17 protein-coding genes are annotated in these 17,591 nt (G+C 40.0%); 6 read left to right on the top strand and 11 right to left on the bottom strand.

Translation table 11 applies throughout. The features are described 5' to 3' along the window. Positions 1–162: 162 nt before the first annotated feature. The 5 genes from rseP to C5745_RS03845 form a co-directional block, all read right to left on the bottom strand. Complete coding sequence (gene rseP, locus C5745_RS03865) at positions 163–1,482, bottom strand: RIP metalloprotease RseP (protein WP_105715670.1); 1,320 nt, start codon at positions 1,480–1,482, stop codon at positions 163–165. A 66-nt stretch (positions 1,483–1,548) separates the two neighbouring features. Further along, a complete protein-coding gene (locus tag C5745_RS03860) occupies positions 1,549–2,703 on the bottom strand; it encodes a 1-deoxy-D-xylulose-5-phosphate reductoisomerase (RefSeq protein ID WP_105715669.1) in 1,155 nt (384 codons plus the stop codon). A 9-nt stretch (positions 2,704–2,712) separates the two neighbouring features. Next, positions 2,713–3,456, bottom strand: coding sequence for a hypothetical protein (locus C5745_RS03855; RefSeq protein WP_133166284.1), 744 nt, complete (start codon positions 3,454–3,456; stop codon positions 2,713–2,715). A gap of 131 nt (positions 3,457–3,587) precedes the next feature. Then, complete coding sequence (locus C5745_RS03850) at positions 3,588–5,708, bottom strand: S9 family peptidase (protein ID WP_105715667.1); 2,121 nt, start codon at positions 5,706–5,708, stop codon at positions 3,588–3,590. A gap of 90 nt (positions 5,709–5,798) precedes the next feature. Beyond that, the gene (locus C5745_RS03845) at positions 5,799–6,122 is read right to left on the bottom strand and encodes a DUF3276 family protein (protein WP_105715666.1); all 324 of its coding nucleotides are present in this window, start codon (positions 6,120–6,122) and stop codon (positions 5,799–5,801) included. Between the two features lie 268 nt (positions 6,123–6,390). Between C5745_RS03845 and C5745_RS03840 the strand changes: the two genes are divergently transcribed. From C5745_RS03840 to purN, 5 genes are all read left to right on the top strand, one after another. Continuing rightward, entirely contained in the window at positions 6,391–7,260 is an 870-nt protein-coding gene (locus C5745_RS03840; protein ID WP_105715665.1) for a LiaF transmembrane domain-containing protein, read from the top strand. 5 nt (positions 7,261–7,265) lie between these two features. Further along, positions 7,266–8,303, top strand: coding sequence for a sensor histidine kinase (locus tag C5745_RS03835; RefSeq protein ID WP_105715664.1), 1,038 nt, complete (start codon positions 7,266–7,268; stop codon positions 8,301–8,303). Then, the gene (locus tag C5745_RS03830; RefSeq protein WP_105715663.1) at positions 8,296–9,033 is read left to right on the top strand and encodes a LytR/AlgR family response regulator transcription factor; all 738 of its coding nucleotides are present in this window, start codon (positions 8,296–8,298) and stop codon (positions 9,031–9,033) included. Before C5745_RS03835 ends, C5745_RS03830 begins: the two co-directional genes overlap by 8 nt. A 113-nt stretch (positions 9,034–9,146) precedes the next feature. Continuing rightward, positions 9,147–10,592, top strand: a complete 1,446-nt coding sequence (locus C5745_RS03825; RefSeq protein WP_105715662.1) for a serine hydrolase domain-containing protein — start codon at positions 9,147–9,149, stop codon at positions 10,590–10,592. Between the two features lie 101 nt (positions 10,593–10,693). Next, positions 10,694–11,269, top strand: coding sequence for a phosphoribosylglycinamide formyltransferase (gene purN, locus C5745_RS03820; RefSeq protein ID WP_105715661.1), 576 nt, complete (start codon positions 10,694–10,696; stop codon positions 11,267–11,269). 52 nt (positions 11,270–11,321) lie between these two features. Here purN and C5745_RS03815 read toward each other — a convergent pair whose 3' ends face one another. Further along, positions 11,322–12,083 carry a 3-keto-disaccharide hydrolase gene (locus tag C5745_RS03815; protein WP_105715660.1) on the bottom strand — a complete coding sequence of 254 codons (762 nt, stop codon included), beginning with the start codon at positions 12,081–12,083 and terminating at the stop codon, positions 11,322–11,324. A gap of 218 nt (positions 12,084–12,301) precedes the next feature. On the opposite strand from C5745_RS03815, the gene purH reads away from it, so the two are divergent. Next, the gene (purH, locus tag C5745_RS03810) at positions 12,302–13,828 is read left to right on the top strand and encodes a bifunctional phosphoribosylaminoimidazolecarboxamide formyltransferase/IMP cyclohydrolase (protein ID WP_105715659.1); all 1,527 of its coding nucleotides are present in this window, start codon (positions 12,302–12,304) and stop codon (positions 13,826–13,828) included. A gap of 215 nt (positions 13,829–14,043) precedes the next feature. Here purH and C5745_RS03805 read toward each other — a convergent pair whose 3' ends face one another. The 5 genes from C5745_RS03805 to C5745_RS03785 form a co-directional block, all read right to left on the bottom strand. Further along, positions 14,044–14,997: an MBL fold metallo-hydrolase gene (locus C5745_RS03805; RefSeq protein ID WP_105715658.1), complete on the bottom strand. Its 954-nt coding sequence runs from the start codon at positions 14,995–14,997 to the stop codon at positions 14,044–14,046. Further along, complete coding sequence (coaE, locus tag C5745_RS03800) at positions 14,994–15,590, bottom strand: dephospho-CoA kinase (RefSeq protein ID WP_105715657.1); 597 nt, start codon at positions 15,588–15,590, stop codon at positions 14,994–14,996. The genes C5745_RS03805 and coaE overlap by 4 nt, the downstream gene beginning before the upstream one ends. 1 nt (position 15,591) lies before the next feature. Beyond that, on the bottom strand, positions 15,592–16,539 hold the full coding sequence (locus tag C5745_RS03795; RefSeq protein ID WP_105715656.1) for a CdaR family protein: 948 nt from the start codon (positions 16,537–16,539) through the stop codon (positions 15,592–15,594). A gap of 238 nt (positions 16,540–16,777) precedes the next feature. Further along, on the bottom strand, positions 16,778–17,098 hold the full coding sequence (gene yajC / locus C5745_RS03790) for a preprotein translocase subunit YajC (protein ID WP_105715655.1): 321 nt from the start codon (positions 17,096–17,098) through the stop codon (positions 16,778–16,780). A gap of 57 nt (positions 17,099–17,155) precedes the next feature. Further along, positions 17,156–17,587: a DUF1573 domain-containing protein gene (locus tag C5745_RS03785; RefSeq protein ID WP_105715654.1), complete on the bottom strand. Its 432-nt coding sequence runs from the start codon at positions 17,585–17,587 to the stop codon at positions 17,156–17,158. Between the last annotated feature and the right edge of the window lie 4 nt (positions 17,588–17,591).

Here is a 17,591-nt window from a genome sequence, read left to right as displayed (position 1 = left end):
GGCTTACTCCACAGCAGGTTTAAAAAGAATTCCTTAGACATCGAACTACTAATGACCTGATAGCTTCATTTAAGGCCCTTTGGTACGCATGAACAACCCAGGGGCGTGAGCGGAGCGAGCGTTCCAGTTGCGACGCGTCCCGAAGGGTCAGAAAACAACGAATCACCACTTTATAATATCATTTCCTAGCGTAAATAGCATGAGGGCAATCAGAATAAAGAAACCTACCATTTGCGCTTTCTCAAGGAAGTTGTCACTTAAAGGTTTACCCTGAATCATTTCAACGAGCAGGAATAAGACGTGTCCGCCGTCCAAGGCGGGTATCGGCAGAAGATTCATAAAAGCCAGCGCCATTGAAAGCATCCCCACTAGTCCCCAGAACTTATGCCAATTCACTTCTGTTCCGAACATTTTAGCAATCCCTACAGGTCCGGACAGGGCTTTATCCGCACGTACGTCACCTTTGAAAATCTTACCAAACCCTTTGATATTAACGGTGATAACTTCAAAAGCTCTTCTTGTACCAATAGGCAAGGATTCTAAGAAGCCATATGTATGTGCAATGATGGGTAAATCTTCGGTGATCAGTGAAACACCGACTGTCGCCGTAGAGTCCACCCGACCTGCTAAGCTCACTTCTTGGCCATCTCTCATAACCCTAACGTTTATCGGCTTATGAACATTCTTTTTAATCTCCTCAGAGAACTGATCAAAAAATATTGTTGGCGCACCATTCACAGCAAGAATACTATCACCGACCTGAAACTGCATACGCTCGGCCTCCGACCCTTTCTCAATCTTACCGACGCTTTTCATTTTGCGACGAGGTTCCGCAAATTCAACTACTTTATGCTCCGCCACCTTGTTTAGGATATCGGAAGGCATTTTTATGTCTTGACGATCACCCTGTCTTTCTATTGTCAAAACCGCATCACCCATCATAACTTCTGCGCTTAATATGTCCGAGCCAAAGGCTACTGCGGGTTTACCGTTTACCATTAAAATTTTATCTCCAGGCTGGATACCGACCTCCTTTCCGATAATACCCGGAACTACGCCGTAAGCCAATTTACTATTATCAACATCGCTTTCTCCATAGCTAAACGCCAACATCCAGAAAACAATAATCCCAACAATTACGTTAACAATAATGCCGCCTAACATGACAATAAGACGTTGCCAAGCTGGTTTGGAGCGAAACTCCCATGGTTGGGGCTCCTGCTTTAGCTGCGCAGTATCCATTGATTCGTCAATCATACCAGCGATCTTTACATACCCCCCTAACGGTAGCCAACCTATCCCGTATTCGCAACCCTTATAAGTAAACTTAAAAAGTTTAACACCCCATGCATCAAAGAAAAGATAGAATTTTTCTACTTTAATCCCGAATGCTCTTGCTGCTAGAAAGTGTCCTAGCTCGTGCAATATTATCAAAATAGACAGACCTAAAACAACCTGTCCGATCATTACCAATGTTCCCATTTATTAAACTAACGCTATCGGCCTTGAGTGGCATTACTGTTGGCCATATTAAAAATATTCGTTTTCTTATTTCACTAAACTTCGTGCCACAATACGTGTTTCGCTATCTATTGCTAACAAATCCTCCAAAGAGGGCTTTTTCACTATCTTTTGCTGACACATTGTCGCTTCAATCAAATCACTCATACCTAAAAAGGAAATTTCATCTGCCAAGAACGCTGCGACAGCAATTTCATTTGCAGCATTCAATACACAAGGCCGGTCCCCCCCATCCTTCAGAGCCTGATATGCGAGTTCCAAGTTACGAAAAGTATCTTTATCCACCTCTTCGAAAGTCAAAGAAGCATAATTCCTAAAATTAAAACGTTCATATGAGTTTGACTGGCGACGCGGATAGGTCAATGCATTCTGAATCGGCAATTTCATATCTGGCAGACCCATCTGTGCTTTCATAGAACCGTCTTGAAATTGTACCACGGAATGGATAATCGATTGTGGATGAACAATTACATCAATCTGTTCCACTTCCAAATCAAAAAGCCATTTTGCTTCGATGACCTCGAGCCCTTTATTCATTAACGACGCAGAATCTATCGTTATCTTGGCTCCCATCACCCAATTAGGGTGTTTTAATGCTTGCTGCTTCGTAACGGCAGTAAGGAAATCGCGGTCTTTCCCTAGAAATGGCCCGCCTGAGGCGGTCAAATATATTTTCTCTATTGGATTATCTTGCTCTCCTACCAGACACTGAAATATAGCGGAATGTTCGGAATCTACCGGTAACATTGCCACATCATATTGACGGACCAAATCCATGATCAACGCACCCGCTACCACCAGCGTTTCTTTGTTTGCCAACGCGATATCTTTCTTTCGTTCTATTGCTTTGACCGTAGGTCGCAAACCTGCTGATCCTACAATGGCATTGAGAACCATATCTATTTCTTCGAGCTGTACAACTTCCTCCAGCCCTTTATCTCCAGTATATACGACGATCCCCAGGCCATCCAAGGCGCTTTTAACCTGCGCATATTTCGTCTCGCAAGCAATGACCACGGCCTTAGGTTTAAAAGCTCGCGATTGAGCAATCAACAGGTCAGCATTTACACTCGCAGTTAACACGGAGACCTCGAGCATATCCGGAAATGCCTTTATTACGTCTAAGGCTTGCGTACCTATGCTTCCCGTAGAACCTAATATCGCGATATTCTTCTTCTTCAAAATGCGTGTTTAAATTATATTTTTTAATAATTGTGGGTCATCTCCTCCCTTATAATCCTTCATCATATTATGATAGGCCACTGCCATAACCAAACTAACGGATGGTATGATCACAAAAGTGTTGACTGCACTAAAGATTTTGGCTATAATAAAATACCCTAGATATTCAAATGAGACCTGAAGTATGTATGCGGTACCCACGATCAGCATTAGTAATAACAAATTAATAACGTTGCCTTTGGTCAGCGCGATACTTAAACGACAGGCCCGGAAAAGACCATGCTTTTTATCTACGATAAAATAAGGAAAAAAAGTGATCCGAAGCAATACGAACATCATAATCAAGCCCGTGAGAAACGGATTAACTTCCATACTCAATGTTTCCATATCCGCCCCTAAATACAGCAAAGGAAAACTTAGCGTAGAGGAAAGTAAATAAACTATTCCCAATAGGAAAGAATATAGAATGAAACCCATTAAAAAGTTCACAAATTGTTTTGCCGATGGAATATAGTCTTTAAGATCTGTATGTTCAACTCCTTGCGCAAGTAATAAGGCTCTTTTTATAAGCACCAATTGCGTACCGAAAAATAATGTCACAAAGACAAAGCACAACACCCCCTTAACCACGCCTCCACTTGAGTCTCCCAACGTAAATGCTAAATAGGATGACAGGCTGGATGTTATAAATAACAACAAGCAAAGCCCCGCAATTGAAAAATAATGGCTTTTCAAGATAGCTATTGCTTTCATAAGAACATCGTTTGCCTTAAATGTGCTTTGCTTCAAATGCTGTAACATGCTGAAAAATAATTATGCAAACCTAAAGAAAATGCCCTGCATTCACGAATACCGAAAAGAAAAAAACGATGATAAGTAATATACTATTTAAAATCTTCTGGCACAGGTTTCTCCAACAGATACTGATAATAAAAGCGTACCCGTTCTTTAAAATCATAAGCTGATTTAGAACGTGCAAATCCATGACGACTACCCGGATAAATCATCAACTCAAACGGAATATCCCTATCTGTCAACGCGTCTACCAGTTGCATCGTATTCTGCATATGTACATTATCATCGATGTCTCCATGCATGATGCGCAGCCCTCCTTTGTATTTATCTACATACGTCAATATCGAGCCCGCTTGGTATCCTTGTGAATTATCTTGGGGGGTGTCCATCCATCTCTCCGTATAATGCGTATCATACAGCTCCCAACTGGTCACAGGGGCACCCGCAATCCCATAATCGAAATAATCAGCACCTTTTGTCAATGCCAGACAGGTCATATAACCACCATAACTATGCCCAGTAATCAACAGTTTATCTTCGGCTACCCACGGTTTAGCTTTTAACCATTTTGCTATGGTAATGTAGTCTGTCATTTCCCATTTGCCTAGGTTTCTATGCATCCAAGCCACACCTTGTTTGCCAAAATGGCCAGACGCGCGGTGATCACAGGTAACTTGGATGACCCCCTCTTTCGCCCAGTACTGGTTAGATGTCCCTTTCCACGTGTTCCGCACCGTACCGGCGTCAGGGCCGCCATAGATACTCATAATGACCGGATAAGTTTCAGTTTCATCAAAATCGACAGGGTACGTCATAATAATCGGCAACTCAAATTTTCCGTCTTCTGAACGGACGGTAAAATAGTCAGTTTTCCCGATGTTATAATCGTTAAAATGACTTCCTTTACTGTCTGCCAATTCTTTTATCAGTTTACCTTTATTATCCACTAATGCTACTTTGTTGGGTGTAGAAACATTAGAATAGTTGGTTATAAAATGTTTTCCATCTGGCGAAACTTTTACTTGATGCGTGTAATCTCCGAATGTCAACCGTTTTAATCGCTTTCCAGTATAATCTACACGGTATAGATCTACAGTGGCTGAGTTTTCCTTACGCGCTGTAAAGTACACGACCTTGTTCTTTTCGTCTATCAACTCCAACGCCGTGACTTGCCAATTGCCAAATGTTAATGGATTAACTAGCTTACCATCCAAAGTATACAGATAATAATGAGCCCATCCTGTACGATCAGATTTTAAAATATAATGCTTGTTGTCTGCCAAATAGGTTATGCGCTCACTATGGTCAAGGTTAATCCAAGTAGGTTGTTCTTCATCGTATATCTCGCTTTTATTACCATCGGTCGGATTTACGGAATAGAATTTCAGGTTCGTCTGGTCACGATTCATCCACTGCACCATAATCGACTGACTATCAAAACTCCAGTAAGGCTCTCCAAAATACTGGTCGACTTTTTCGTTAAAGTCCGCCCAAACCACCGGAGACCCTTCCACCTTGACAAAACCTACTTTTACTTCAGGATTAGGATCCCCTGCTTTGGGATAGCGTGTCTCCTCCAAATATCCGTGTTGCCCTTTCGAAACATAAATAGGGAACATCGGTACCTGCGTGTCATCAAAGCGCATAAAAGCTAGTTGTTTACTATCGGGTGACCACCAAAAAGCACGGTAGTTGGTGGGGCGCCCTAAGATTTCTTCGTAATATACCCAAGATGACCAACCGTTATAGATTACGTCTGTACCATCTGAAGTGTAACGAACTTCACTTCCATTTTCCACTTTTACACTATATAAATCGTTATTACGCGTAAACGCTACGTAACGCCCGTCCGGCGATAACGTCGGGTTCTTTTCTTCCTCGTCAGGGGACTGGGTCAAACGTCTGGCTTCGTCATTTCCGTAACGGATATATATGTCTTTATCCTTGACGAAGACTTCCGTATCCGATTTTATAGGTGCTGTATACGGAGTCCGCTGACCTGTTTTAACGTGTACTTGATAAAGCTTTCCGTCTCCAATATCACGTTCGATATAATGATTGTTATCTGCCCAACCACTAAATTGGTTAATTGGTTTTGTAATCGAAGCCTCCTGTCCCCAGGCTTGAGCGAAACTTAGTGTTTTCTTTTGGGCTTGTAACTGTGTAACAAAGAGAAGCCCTATAAGCGAATTTACTAAAATCTTATTCATAATGGATGCTGATGAAGCCACGAAATTAATAATAATCTAATAAAAAAAGCCACTTAATAGTGGCTTCGTATGTTTTTAAGTCCGAATTCGTTAGAAAGAATAGTTATCTTTCTGCGCATATTCAGCGGACTCTTCCTGATTCGGTTCGTAACGTTTTTCGACAACTTCTTGGTTAGCCTTGATATAGTCCACAACCTCTGTCAACCCTTCAGCAAATTTCTCAAAATCTTCTTTGTACAAGAAAATCTTGTGCTTAATAAATTGTCCATCTTCAAAACGCTTTTTGCTTTCCGTGATGGTTACATAGTAATCGTTCGAACGAGTTGCTTTTACATCAAAAAAATAAGTACGTTTTCCCGCTCTCACCTTTTTTGAAAATACTTCTTCACGCTCTTTGTTTTCAAAATCTCCCATTAGTATTGTATTGTAAGTATTTAAGTTTAAATCCTTTTTCGCTATAAATATATAATAAATAATTTCATGTTTCCAAATTTAATTAAAAAAAACCTTTATCATCCAACGGGCAGCTATCATTTGTCTCTTTTTTCGAACGTCGGTTAATAGGAGTTTCACCGAAAAAAGAACGGCGTTTACCGAAAAAGTGCGTTGTATTACCTATTTTGGCTGCACTATTATTAAGTATTGCGCTACTTTTGAATTAAATATAAAAATACTAGTAGTAATGGAAAGAGAAAGAGATCATAAAACACCGCCCCCTACCCCCCCTCGCGGCAATAATAAAAGTGCCAATATCGTTGGGTTTGCGATCGTATTTTTGGGCATGGTTCTCTTGATGCGTAATCTGGATCTAGGTTTTCCGTTCCCGAGAAACATCTTCGGTTGGGAAATGATTTTAATTATCATCGGGATAGTAATTGGCGTAAATTCTAAATTTGAAAAGAAATCTTCGATCGTTTTAATTGCCATAGGTGGACTTTTCTTCCTCAGACGGTTACTCGACTTTTCTTTTGGTGGTGTCGTTATTCCTATACTAGCCATTACGATTGGCATCTATTTTATCGTGCGTAACCGTAATCAGCCCCCTCCACCTTTGCCGCCACCCATGCCATCCGATAGAGATGAATTCGATTGGGACAAGCGTGTGGATGTTGCTAATGAACCTGCCGATGCGTATAAATCCTCATTCGAACGACCGCGTGACGGATACCCTGATGATCAACAACAGACAAAAAAGGCATATACATATGAAGGGGAAAATTACATTAAAGTAGAGTCTATATTTGGCTACGCAAAAAAAATTATTTTCTCGAAAAACTTTCGCGGTGGCACTATGACTAATCTCTTTGGTAGCACCGAAATTAATTTACTGCAGGCTGATATACAGCAACCGGTAGCGTTAGATGTGTTTCAACTATTCGGAAGCACAAAGATAATTGTCCCTCCGCATTGGATCGTCGCAACAACGGCTTCAAGCATATTGAGCGAGAACGACGACCGTCGTGTGATATTGGCCAACGTAACGGATCAGAACAAATGCCTGTATATTACCGGTACATCTATATTTGGAAACATCACTATAAAAAACAGTTAATGTAAATGACGTTTAAGTTAACGACAAAAAACCGTCTAATCCATGTTAGTGCATGGACGATCTGCATTTTGTATTTTGCTGTTTCTTATTTCCTATTATGGTGGGACCTTAGTCCCAAAGCGGTTGCACCTTATGAGCCGATAGTGGGCGCGCTTTCGGTCACCATCTGTTGTTATCTAATTTACAGCACGTTGCAGTTCTATTTACCGCGCAAAAATCAATATGTGAAAATTATATTAATCTGTTTAGTTCTGACCGTTGTGAGTATCGGATTGTCTATATTTTTCCTAAATCAGTTTTTTGACGATTTCTCGTTGTCGCGTTTTTACCAAGTTTTACCCTATCGCTTTATCATTAACTTTCTATTATTACTGTGTGTAACAATTATCAATGTTTTTTGGAATATTCAGGAAGAGTATGAGGAAAATAAAAAAAGAAAAGAGGAGTCAGAACGCATACTGCGGGATGCGGAATTGTATAATTTGCGACAACAACTTCAACCGCACTTTTTGTTTAATAGCCTTAACTCAATCATCGCTCTTATCGGCATTAAGCCTGACGAAGCGCGTAATATGACATTCCAACTCTCTGATTTCTTACGTGGCACGATGCGGAAAGATGATAAACAACTAATCCCGCTTACGGATGAAATCGCCCATTTACGACTATATCTTGATATTGAGAAAGTACGTTTCGGGCATCGCTTAACGACAAAATTCCACTTGCAAGAGGAAGCAAATTACGCGAAAGTTCCGTCAATGATTATCCAGCCGCTATTAGAAAATGCTATCAAATTTGGTTTATATAACGTGATTGGGGAAGTCGAAATCACGATTGATATCCGTATAGAAAACTATATGTTGTATATAAAGATTACAAATCCATTTGATTCCGATCAGTTTGAGGGCAGAAAGGGCACCGGCTTTGGGCTTTCCAGTATCCAACGTCGACTGTTCTTACTGTATAGTCGTACAGATTTATTGGAAACCTCTATTCAAGACCATATATTTACATCAACCCTAAAAATTCCACAATATGATTAAGATTATCGTTATAGACGATGAGCCTTTAGCACGCATGGTTATCTCCGAATATTTGCAACAACACCATGATGTCGAAATCGTTGCTGAATGCGGAGATGGCTTTGAAGGCGCAAAAATGATTCAACAGATACGTCCTGATCTTATTTTTTTGGATATTCAAATGCCAAAATTGACAGGATTCGAAATGTTGGAGATTCTAGACGAGATGCCCAACGTCATCTTTACAACAGCTTTTGACGAATTTGCTATTAAAGCTTTTGAGAAAAACGCTATTGATTATCTTCTAAAACCCATCAATAGAGATCGATTCGAACAGGCATTAACAAAATTCAAAAATAGACATCTTGGCCAAACTCCGAAGGAAACTTCCGCAAAAATCGACGCTGTTAGAGATGAAGAAACATTGGAGCGCATCGTTGTCAAAAATGGCTCACAAATTAAGATAATCCCTGTACAACACGTTGTGTATCTGGAAGCATACGACGACTACGTCAAAATACACACGAAAGACGGCATGTTTTTAAAAAACAAGACAATGAGTTCTTTCGAAAGACAGTTGGATTCCAAGCAATTTGTACGGGTACATCGCTCGTTTATCGCGAAAGTAGATCAACTTGCAAAAATTGAACCGATGGAAAAAGAAAGCTACATCGCCACATTGTTAACAGGGGAAAAAATCAATATCAGTAAATCGGGATATGCGCGTTTAAAACAAGTCATTGGCTTATAAAGCTTTCTTTCTCATCTAAATATTTGTCTTTTAATGGCCATCTAGCATATGTATTTTTATCATTACACGGTTTAGTGTTTTATAAGAAGGGGATATTTCTGTAATTTTGCCGCATGATTCGGAAGTTATTTTTCTTACTGTTGATGTGCACCGCGCTGACGGGATTGGGACAAACGAGGACAGAAGAAGCCAATCGAGCTGTTTTCAATAAGATAGAATTTTTCATTAATATGCAAATGACAGACTCTATTTATAATCTTGGCTCCGATGGTTTTAAAGCACAAGTTAGCAAGGACCAGCTCTCCTTTATGCTGCAGAATCTTTACCAATTAGGTAGAATAACCGATGTGGAAGTGGAAGATTTTAAAGGTAAAACAGCCACTTATCGGGTATATTTTACAGAAGAACGTCAATTACTCGCTAAACTAGCCGTAGACAGTACATATCATTATACCGCATTGGCTTTTACTGCGGCGGCAGACAATAGGACCGAGAAACTCGAAACACCGGAGAAAGAAGAAGTGATTAGTCAAGTGGAAAAAGAAACTCCCTTAGATTTCTACATCGATTCCGTAGCCCACACCTATATCAAAAAAGCGAACACACAGTCTTTGGCTGTGGCTGTTTTTCACAAAAATAAATACAAAACTTTCCTATACGGTGAAACCGAGAAGGGAAACAATACACTTCCCACAGAAAACACATTGTATGAAATAGGGTCGATAACCAAAGTATTCACAGCGACATTGCTTGCTGATCTCGTCACGAAAGACATCATCCAGTTGGACGACTCCATCGCACACTTCCTCCCTGATTCAGTTTCTTCCAATCCGTCATTGAAAGGAATTACCTTTAAAAGTCTGGCCAACCACACATCCGGACTTCCGCGTATGGCCGATAACTGGAACCAGATTACTGGATATAATGAAAAAGACCCATTTGCACGTTATGATCAGGAAGCACTTTTTAGTTATCTAAAGCACTATCAACCGCTGCGTGAGCCGGGCTTGGAATATGAATATAGCAACGTTGGTTATGGGTTATTGGGCGAGCTGATTGCTATTATCAAGAAAAAATCTTACATGGAATGTCTACAAGAGATAATTTTGGATCCTTTACAGCTTACCGGTACAATCGATAAACCAAATGTAAAAAAGGAGCATACAGTTCTCTCAGGATTAGATGGACAAGGAAGTAGCACACCCCTGTGGAGTTGGAAAATAATGATAGGTGCTGGCGGATTAAAATCCAACATTAGCGATCTTATGCTGTTTGCGGTCGAACAATTCAAAATGCCAGAAAACGAACTACAGAACGCGATGGCCTTAACGAGACAATTCACTTTTTTTACGCCAGATAATATGGATATTGGCTTAGGCTGGCACATGAGCATGCTTGACGGTATAATATATTTCCATCACACGGGCGGAACGGCAGGCAGCAGTTCGTTTATAGGCATCTCTCCAGATACCAAAACAGCGGTGGTCATTCTATCCAATGCCTCCGAAAGCGTGCATCCGATCAGTAAGGAAATCATGGAAAAATTGTTGGGGGAATAGGCAAGAGCTTTATTAGAAAGATAAACGCGCACTGGAAAGTATCCGAAAAATTGCCTAAGTTTGGGTAAAAAATCAACTTAATAAATAAAAGACACATTATCGTGAAAAAACGCATTGCTATTTTTGCTTCCGGCTCGGGTTCGAATGCACAGAAAATTATGGAGCATTTTAAGTATTCCAATCTGGCCGAAGTAGCTTTGGTGTTGAGCAATAATCCTGAAGCCTACGTTCTACAACGTGCCGACAACTTTGAAATCCCATCTCATGTTTTTGACAAGAAAACTTTCTATGAAACGGAAGAGATCATTGATATTTTAAAACGTTTGGAAATAGACCTGGTTGTTCTAGCTGGTTTTTTATGGTTAGTTCCTCAAAATCTTTTGAAAGCATTCCCAAATAAAATCATCAATATTCATCCTGCTTTACTGCCTAAATATGGAGGAAAGGGAATGTATGGCGATACTGTTCATAAGACTGTTCTTGCAGCCGGAGACGAAGAACATGGCATTACCATCCATTTCGTGAATGAAAACTTCGACGAAGGGGAAATCATCCACCAAGCTAAGTTCAAGATTGAAGCGGAGGACACATTGGAAGTTATCAAGTTTAAAGGACAGCAATTAGAGCATCAATATTTTCCAAAAATCATAGAGAATCTATTAAAGAAATATAATTAAATTGGAATAATACCGTCTCCCCTATTTTGTTTTTAACAGCCGAAACTGTTCTTTATAGCTGTCTAATTTTAATATTTCGGAAAGACACTCCCCTTGACCAATCTTGTAGCGCAATACGTCCTTTGCTATGTTTTCCGAATGCTGGATAATCCCTAAATGCACTACTGCTGACTAACTTCTTCCATGTTGTCGAATTGAAATCTACTTGAGCCGTCATCTTGCCGTTAAGATAGAATTCCGTTTTTCCATTTATTTGTTTAATCCGGGAATGGTTCCATTTTCCCACTGTTTTTGTTTTTACAAAGTTCTTCTGAGGGAAAAACGTATATAAACAGCCAGGCCGTTTCAACGGTTTGTCAAAGTCGGCATGTGAATCTTCCAGAAGCTGATATTCCGGTCCGGAATGGTAGGTTGCATCAATATGGGGTTGTTCCTGAACGTTCACAAAAACACCACTGTTGCCCGCTTTCTCCAATTGCCAATCAAATGTCAGTTCATAATTTTCAAACTCTTCGTCTGTGACCAGATCCGCCTTTTTGAGATCACTGTTGGGATCGCAATAAAGGACGCCTCCTTGTACTATCCAAGCAGACGGCGTATTCCCTCGGTTATAAACATGCCAATTAGACAAAGATCGCCCATCGAAAAGCAATTCCCATCCTTCGTTTTTCTCTTTTTCGCTCAGTGTATTGGGCTCTGTATTGGCTACATCACCGCACGCGGCGAAAAACGATAAAACTAAAACACAAACGAGCTTAATTACTTTTATATTTTTAATATGTATACAGGTAAAATTATGAATATCTGAAAGCATCTGATTTTTTATTGAGTGGGGCTAAATTTAGAAAATATCCGTGAAATTTAAAAGGCTATGTTTTTTCCACCACTTAAATTCTTATCTTTGTCACTCCAAAAATAGAGCGATGAAATATCCATGTTCACTACAATGCAAATGAGTATAACTGAGCGTAGCGAGCTCTCCGTAGGAAATCTGGATATTCCATATGGCCCTTAAAAATAATGTTTACACATATGAATCATCCTGTTAAAATTAAAAATGCTTTGGTGTCGGTATATTACAAAGACAACTTAGCCCCCCTCATTAAGCTACTGAATAAATACGGAGTTACTTTCTACTCTACAGGCGGTACGGAAGCATTTATCCGTGAGCAGGGAGTCGACGTTGTCGCGGTAGAAGATTTAACTAGCTACCCTTCTATCTTAGGTGGCCGTGTAAAGACACTACACCCAAAAATATTTGGCGGCATATTAGCACGTCGACCATTAGCAGGCGATCAAGAACAGTTAGTACAATACGAAATTCCCGAAATTGACCTCGTCATAGTAGATCTATACCCATTCGAAGAAACAGTGGCTTCTGGCGCTTCGGAGCAAGATATTATTGAAAAGATAGATATCGGCGGTATCTCTTTAATCCGTGCTGCCGCGAAAAACTTCAACGACGTGGTTATTATCTCATCGAAAAGTGATTACCAAGAGCTTGAAGCTATCTTAGCTGCACAAGAGGGACAAACTACATTGGAGCAGCGCAGAGAATTTGCGAAACGGGCTTTTAACACTTCCTCGCACTACGATACTGCAATTTTCAATTATTTCAATCAAGAAAATCCGCTTGCTGTTTTTAAGCAATCAGTTCAACAAGCACAAACACTGCGATACGGTGAAAACCCGCATCAAAAAGGAACTTTCTTCGGTGATTTGGACGCTATGTTCGACAAACTAAACGGAAAAGAGCTTTCTTACAACAATTTAGTGGATGTAGACGCGGCCGTTGCTATCATCGATGAGTTTGACGACCCTACGTTTGCCATTCTAAAACATACAAATGCCTGCGGTGTTGCTTCTCGCCCTACTATTAAACAAGCGTGGACTGATGCTTTAGCATGTGACCCTGTCTCGGCATTTGGAGGTGTATTGATTACCAACGGAGAGATTGATAAAGAAACAGCGAACGAAATCAGCAACCTTTTCTTTGAAGTACTTATTGCGCCTTCTTATACGGAGGATGCCCTGAACATATTGACATCAAAGAAAAACCGCATCATTTTAAAACGCAAGGATGTCCAGCTGCCTAAAGAACAGTTCAAAACGTTATTGAACGGCGTTATCGTACAGGACAAAGATCACACTGTGGAAGGTCCTGACGCGATGACAACGGTTACCGAAACTCAACCAACATCAGCGCAATTAAACGATTTATATTTTGCGAATAAGATTGTAAAGCACACAAAATCAAATACGATTGTTTTTGCTAAAAACAATACCTTAATTGCTTCTGGTGTCGGGCAAACATCACGCGTGGATGCGTTAAAACAAGCTATTGAAAAGGCACAATCTTTTGGTTTCGATATTAAGGGGAGTGTAATGGCCTCTGATGCCTTTTTCCCATTCCCCGACTGCGTTGAAATAGCGGGCGATGCAGGAGTAGCAGCAGTACTACAACCGGGCGGATCTATCAAGGATCAGCTATCTATTGAGATGGCCAATGAAAAGGGTGTGGCGATGGTCACAACCGGTGTAAGACACTTTAAGCACTAAATAGATATTAGGGCGGTGCATTGCATTGGTTATGGCACTGCCCTCTTTATAAATATCCTAACAGCCAATAAATAATAATAAATGCGATAATTGTTCCAAAACAACCAAGGCCCAATTTTTTAGCTCCCCATCCTGCAATTATTGTCTTAAAAAATCGATTCATACGTTAACGCTTTTTCTTTCGTTTTAAACTACTACAAGAAAAATGCCGATTTTTAAACCGCTATTATATCCCGGACAATAAGTTTCCCGGCGAAATGTTTTTTTAAATATTTCCCATCCCCGTGGATTGTCCATATCTGTTTCGGCTGTACTTTGTCAATGAAATACAGAATATCCTTCCAGTCTACGTGATCAGAAATATATAACTCGATGTCGTTTTGTTTTTGTAACCGCTCCCAACCGGAGGCGAATGCTTTCAATACGTTTTTTGCTTTAAAATAGCTGTTGAACGTAAGCGGAGGTACCAAATAGATTTTGTTGGCACTCCCCTCTTTCATCACTTTGCGATTATATAAGGTAAAGCGAAGTGCCTTATATCCCAATTCATTATATAATTTATGAACAGCATACATCTTATGATGAACCAACACTTCTCTCTCCGGTAATAAATCGTTAATTAATGCCGTTAGGCGCTGCGCTTTGCCTAATGTATAACATCCAAGCATAATATTACTTCGCTTATCTTTTAACTTTAAAATCTCTTCTTTAACGTCTGGATGGGATACGGCAGGATTCGCGAAGGTCGACTCAGTGATCAGCACATCAGCTTTTGACAATACGACCGGTTCACAAGTGGCATCTTCCTGCAGTTTATAGTCTCCCGTATACAAATATTTCACCCTTAGATATTCCATCAAAATCTGTGCAGAACCTAATATATGACCCGCAGGAAAAAAAGTAACACGTACATCCTCTAACATAAAGGAACGTCCGAACGTTATCTCTACAAGATTATTTATCACCATTTTCGCAAACTTATTTTTCATAAATGCAAATGTGGCAGCCGTAGCGTACATTTTTTGATGCCCATTGGTGGCATGATCGCCGTGTGCATGCGATATGATATTTTTTGCAACGGGGTGCATAGCATCTATATAAAAGTTTCCATATCGACAATAGTAGCCTATATCATCTCTTACTAAAAAATCATCCAAAATCTCATTCATACTTTTCGCCCTTCTAGAAACTGGCTGTGTAACGGTAATATCTGCGGAAGTAAGGGGATTGAGCCGTCATTTATAATTGTAAAATCAGCAAGTTTTTGCTTCTCTTCGTCGGGCAGTTGCGCGTTTATACGATCCATCACCTCTTCCTTTGCTATAGCATCCCGCTGCATAACACGTGTTATACGAACAGCTATTGGTGCTGTCACCAAGATGGTATAGTCCAGTTTTTTATATGAACCGCTTTCAAAGAGCAAAGCTGCTTCTTTCAATGAATATGGAAAGTTTTGTGATAATGTCCAGTCTTCTCCATGCTTAATTACGATAGGGTGAACAATCGCATTCAATTTGTTTAGTTTTTCTTTATCTCGAAACACATGTGAGGCCAAATAACCGCGGTTCAGACGGCCCTCTATATCATAAACCGCTTTTCCGAATTCCGATATCAACGCGTGTATGATAGCTGGATTCGTATTCATTAATTCTTTCGCTTCTTTATCCGCATCGTAAAATGGTACTCCTAGCGCTTTGAAGACTTGCGCTATGTAGCTCTTTCCCGAACCTATCCCTCCAGTAATGCCAATCTTCAATCCCATATCATCTCCTTACAAAAAAATCAACGTTTTGTGGCTCTATACTAATCACCTGACAGTGTTCAGGAATTTTCGTTAAGATTACAGGCAGATTTTGTACTTTATTCCTTTCCCAACTTTCCATGTCTACAATAGCCTCAAAATCCCTTGCCGACCATTTATTATAGTCTTTCAACGACACCAGAAACGTAACTTTAATCTTGCTTGGTAAGGTACGAACGGAAGTATACCGCGAAGCGTTCTCCACTTTGAGTGGCAGCTCGATCACCTTTTCCGTAATTTCTCCCACCGGAATGGTAATCTCTGAAAACGTAGGATAAATCGTTATGTTATTTTTTTGATGTTTGTTTAAATAGGCAATCGTGCGAACATCTGTTGCTACTTCCGTACCTCGGATCGTGTCAGTTTCCAAATAATCTATATTGGCAACATCTTCCAATGGACCTGTGACAGTCACATACTCGGGATTAGCCCGCATGTCACCTATGATGCCGTACTGCTTTTTAAAGTGTATATCATATAGTGGGCGGATTGGCACTTTTCGTTGCGTCTGTTTAGAAAAGTCGAAATACAATGTATCTGGTATTACGCCTATCACTTGGTTATCTGCAGGAAATTGTCGGTTAATGTATCCCAATTGATTCGCAAATACAATATAGTTCCTCGTTTTTAGCCCGCTTAAATCCACTTGCACATGTGGCGTATCTGGGTGCAGTCTTTTCATGAACATTTTCCAACCGCTCATTCGCATCCGGATACTGACTGTATCCGATTGTAATGGATGAAATGCCTTGTTTTCCGGAATATTCACATAGGAAATACCCGCATCGATACGAAATATTTGTTCCGTGGATACGGCAAATAGCAACCACGCAATAAATGAAATACCCAAACACCGTAAAAATATTGCGATTTTTCGACGTTTTATCTTCGTGATGCGCGGTTGTATCATAACGACAAAAATAGTGATTTTTAATTTTCCTTTTTTTAGAAAAAAGGAAACAAAAAAGCGTCACTTCGGATATTTGAAATAATAGTTCATGCAAAAACAAATTTGTGCAAACTTCAAATATCCGGATGTGACAATAGAGCTCAAGGATGGGATTGTACAAACAATATTAGATTAATACTATAAAAAAAGAGAGTGTTTCACTGAAACGCTCTCTTTTTTTATGTTGCACAAACGGATTTTATTTCTTTACCGTCTCACCGTTTGCTGCTTTCGAAGCATCTAAAGCAACGGCAGATTTGTCGAATCGGATTTTCACTCCCGAACCAACATCCACAAGAAACGTCGTTTCACTAACCTCTACAATACGTCCGTGGATACCCGCTGTAGTCACAATTTTTGAATTTACGCCTAGTTCCTCGATATATTTTTTATGGTCTTTTTGCTTCTTCATTTGTGGTCTGATCATGAAGAAATAAAATACTACAACAATTAGAATCATAGGTAGGAAGCTCATCAATCCACCGCCTCCCGGTGTCGCTTGCAATAACGTAGTTATCATATTATATATAAAATTAAAAGTTACAATACTATTTTTTTACTAAAAGCACATTTATCCTTATTTCGGTAAAACCTCTCCTTTTAATTGAATGGTTGTGACCCGGTTATCAGCATTTGAAACAATTGTTACAATTTTTTGCTGTTTGCCCACTTGCCCATTACTGTCAAAGCTTACCTTTACTTCGCCAGATTTACCTGGAAGGACAGGAGTTTGCGTATACGATGGTGTCGTACAACCGCACGACGCAGAAACCTGAGACAAGATTACGGGCGCTGTCCCCGTGTTCGTGTAAGTATATATCCTTTCTACTATGTCGCCCTCTTTCACCTCTCCAAAATCAAAGACAGGCTCATTGAATTCAACTTTACCTCCTTTAGCAGATTCATTAGCTGCCGTATCAACCGTTTGTGCGTCCTTGTTACCAGCGTTCCCGCAAGAAACCAAAGTAGCTAATACAGCACAAATAAAAAAAGATCTAATTATATTCATTATA

The sequence above is a fragment of the Sphingobacterium haloxyli genome (assembly GCF_002980525.1).
In the GTDB taxonomy this organism is placed as follows: Bacteria; Bacteroidota; Bacteroidia; order Sphingobacteriales; family Sphingobacteriaceae; genus Sphingobacterium; species Sphingobacterium haloxyli.
This window is presented reverse-complemented; position numbering and strand designations above follow the sequence as displayed.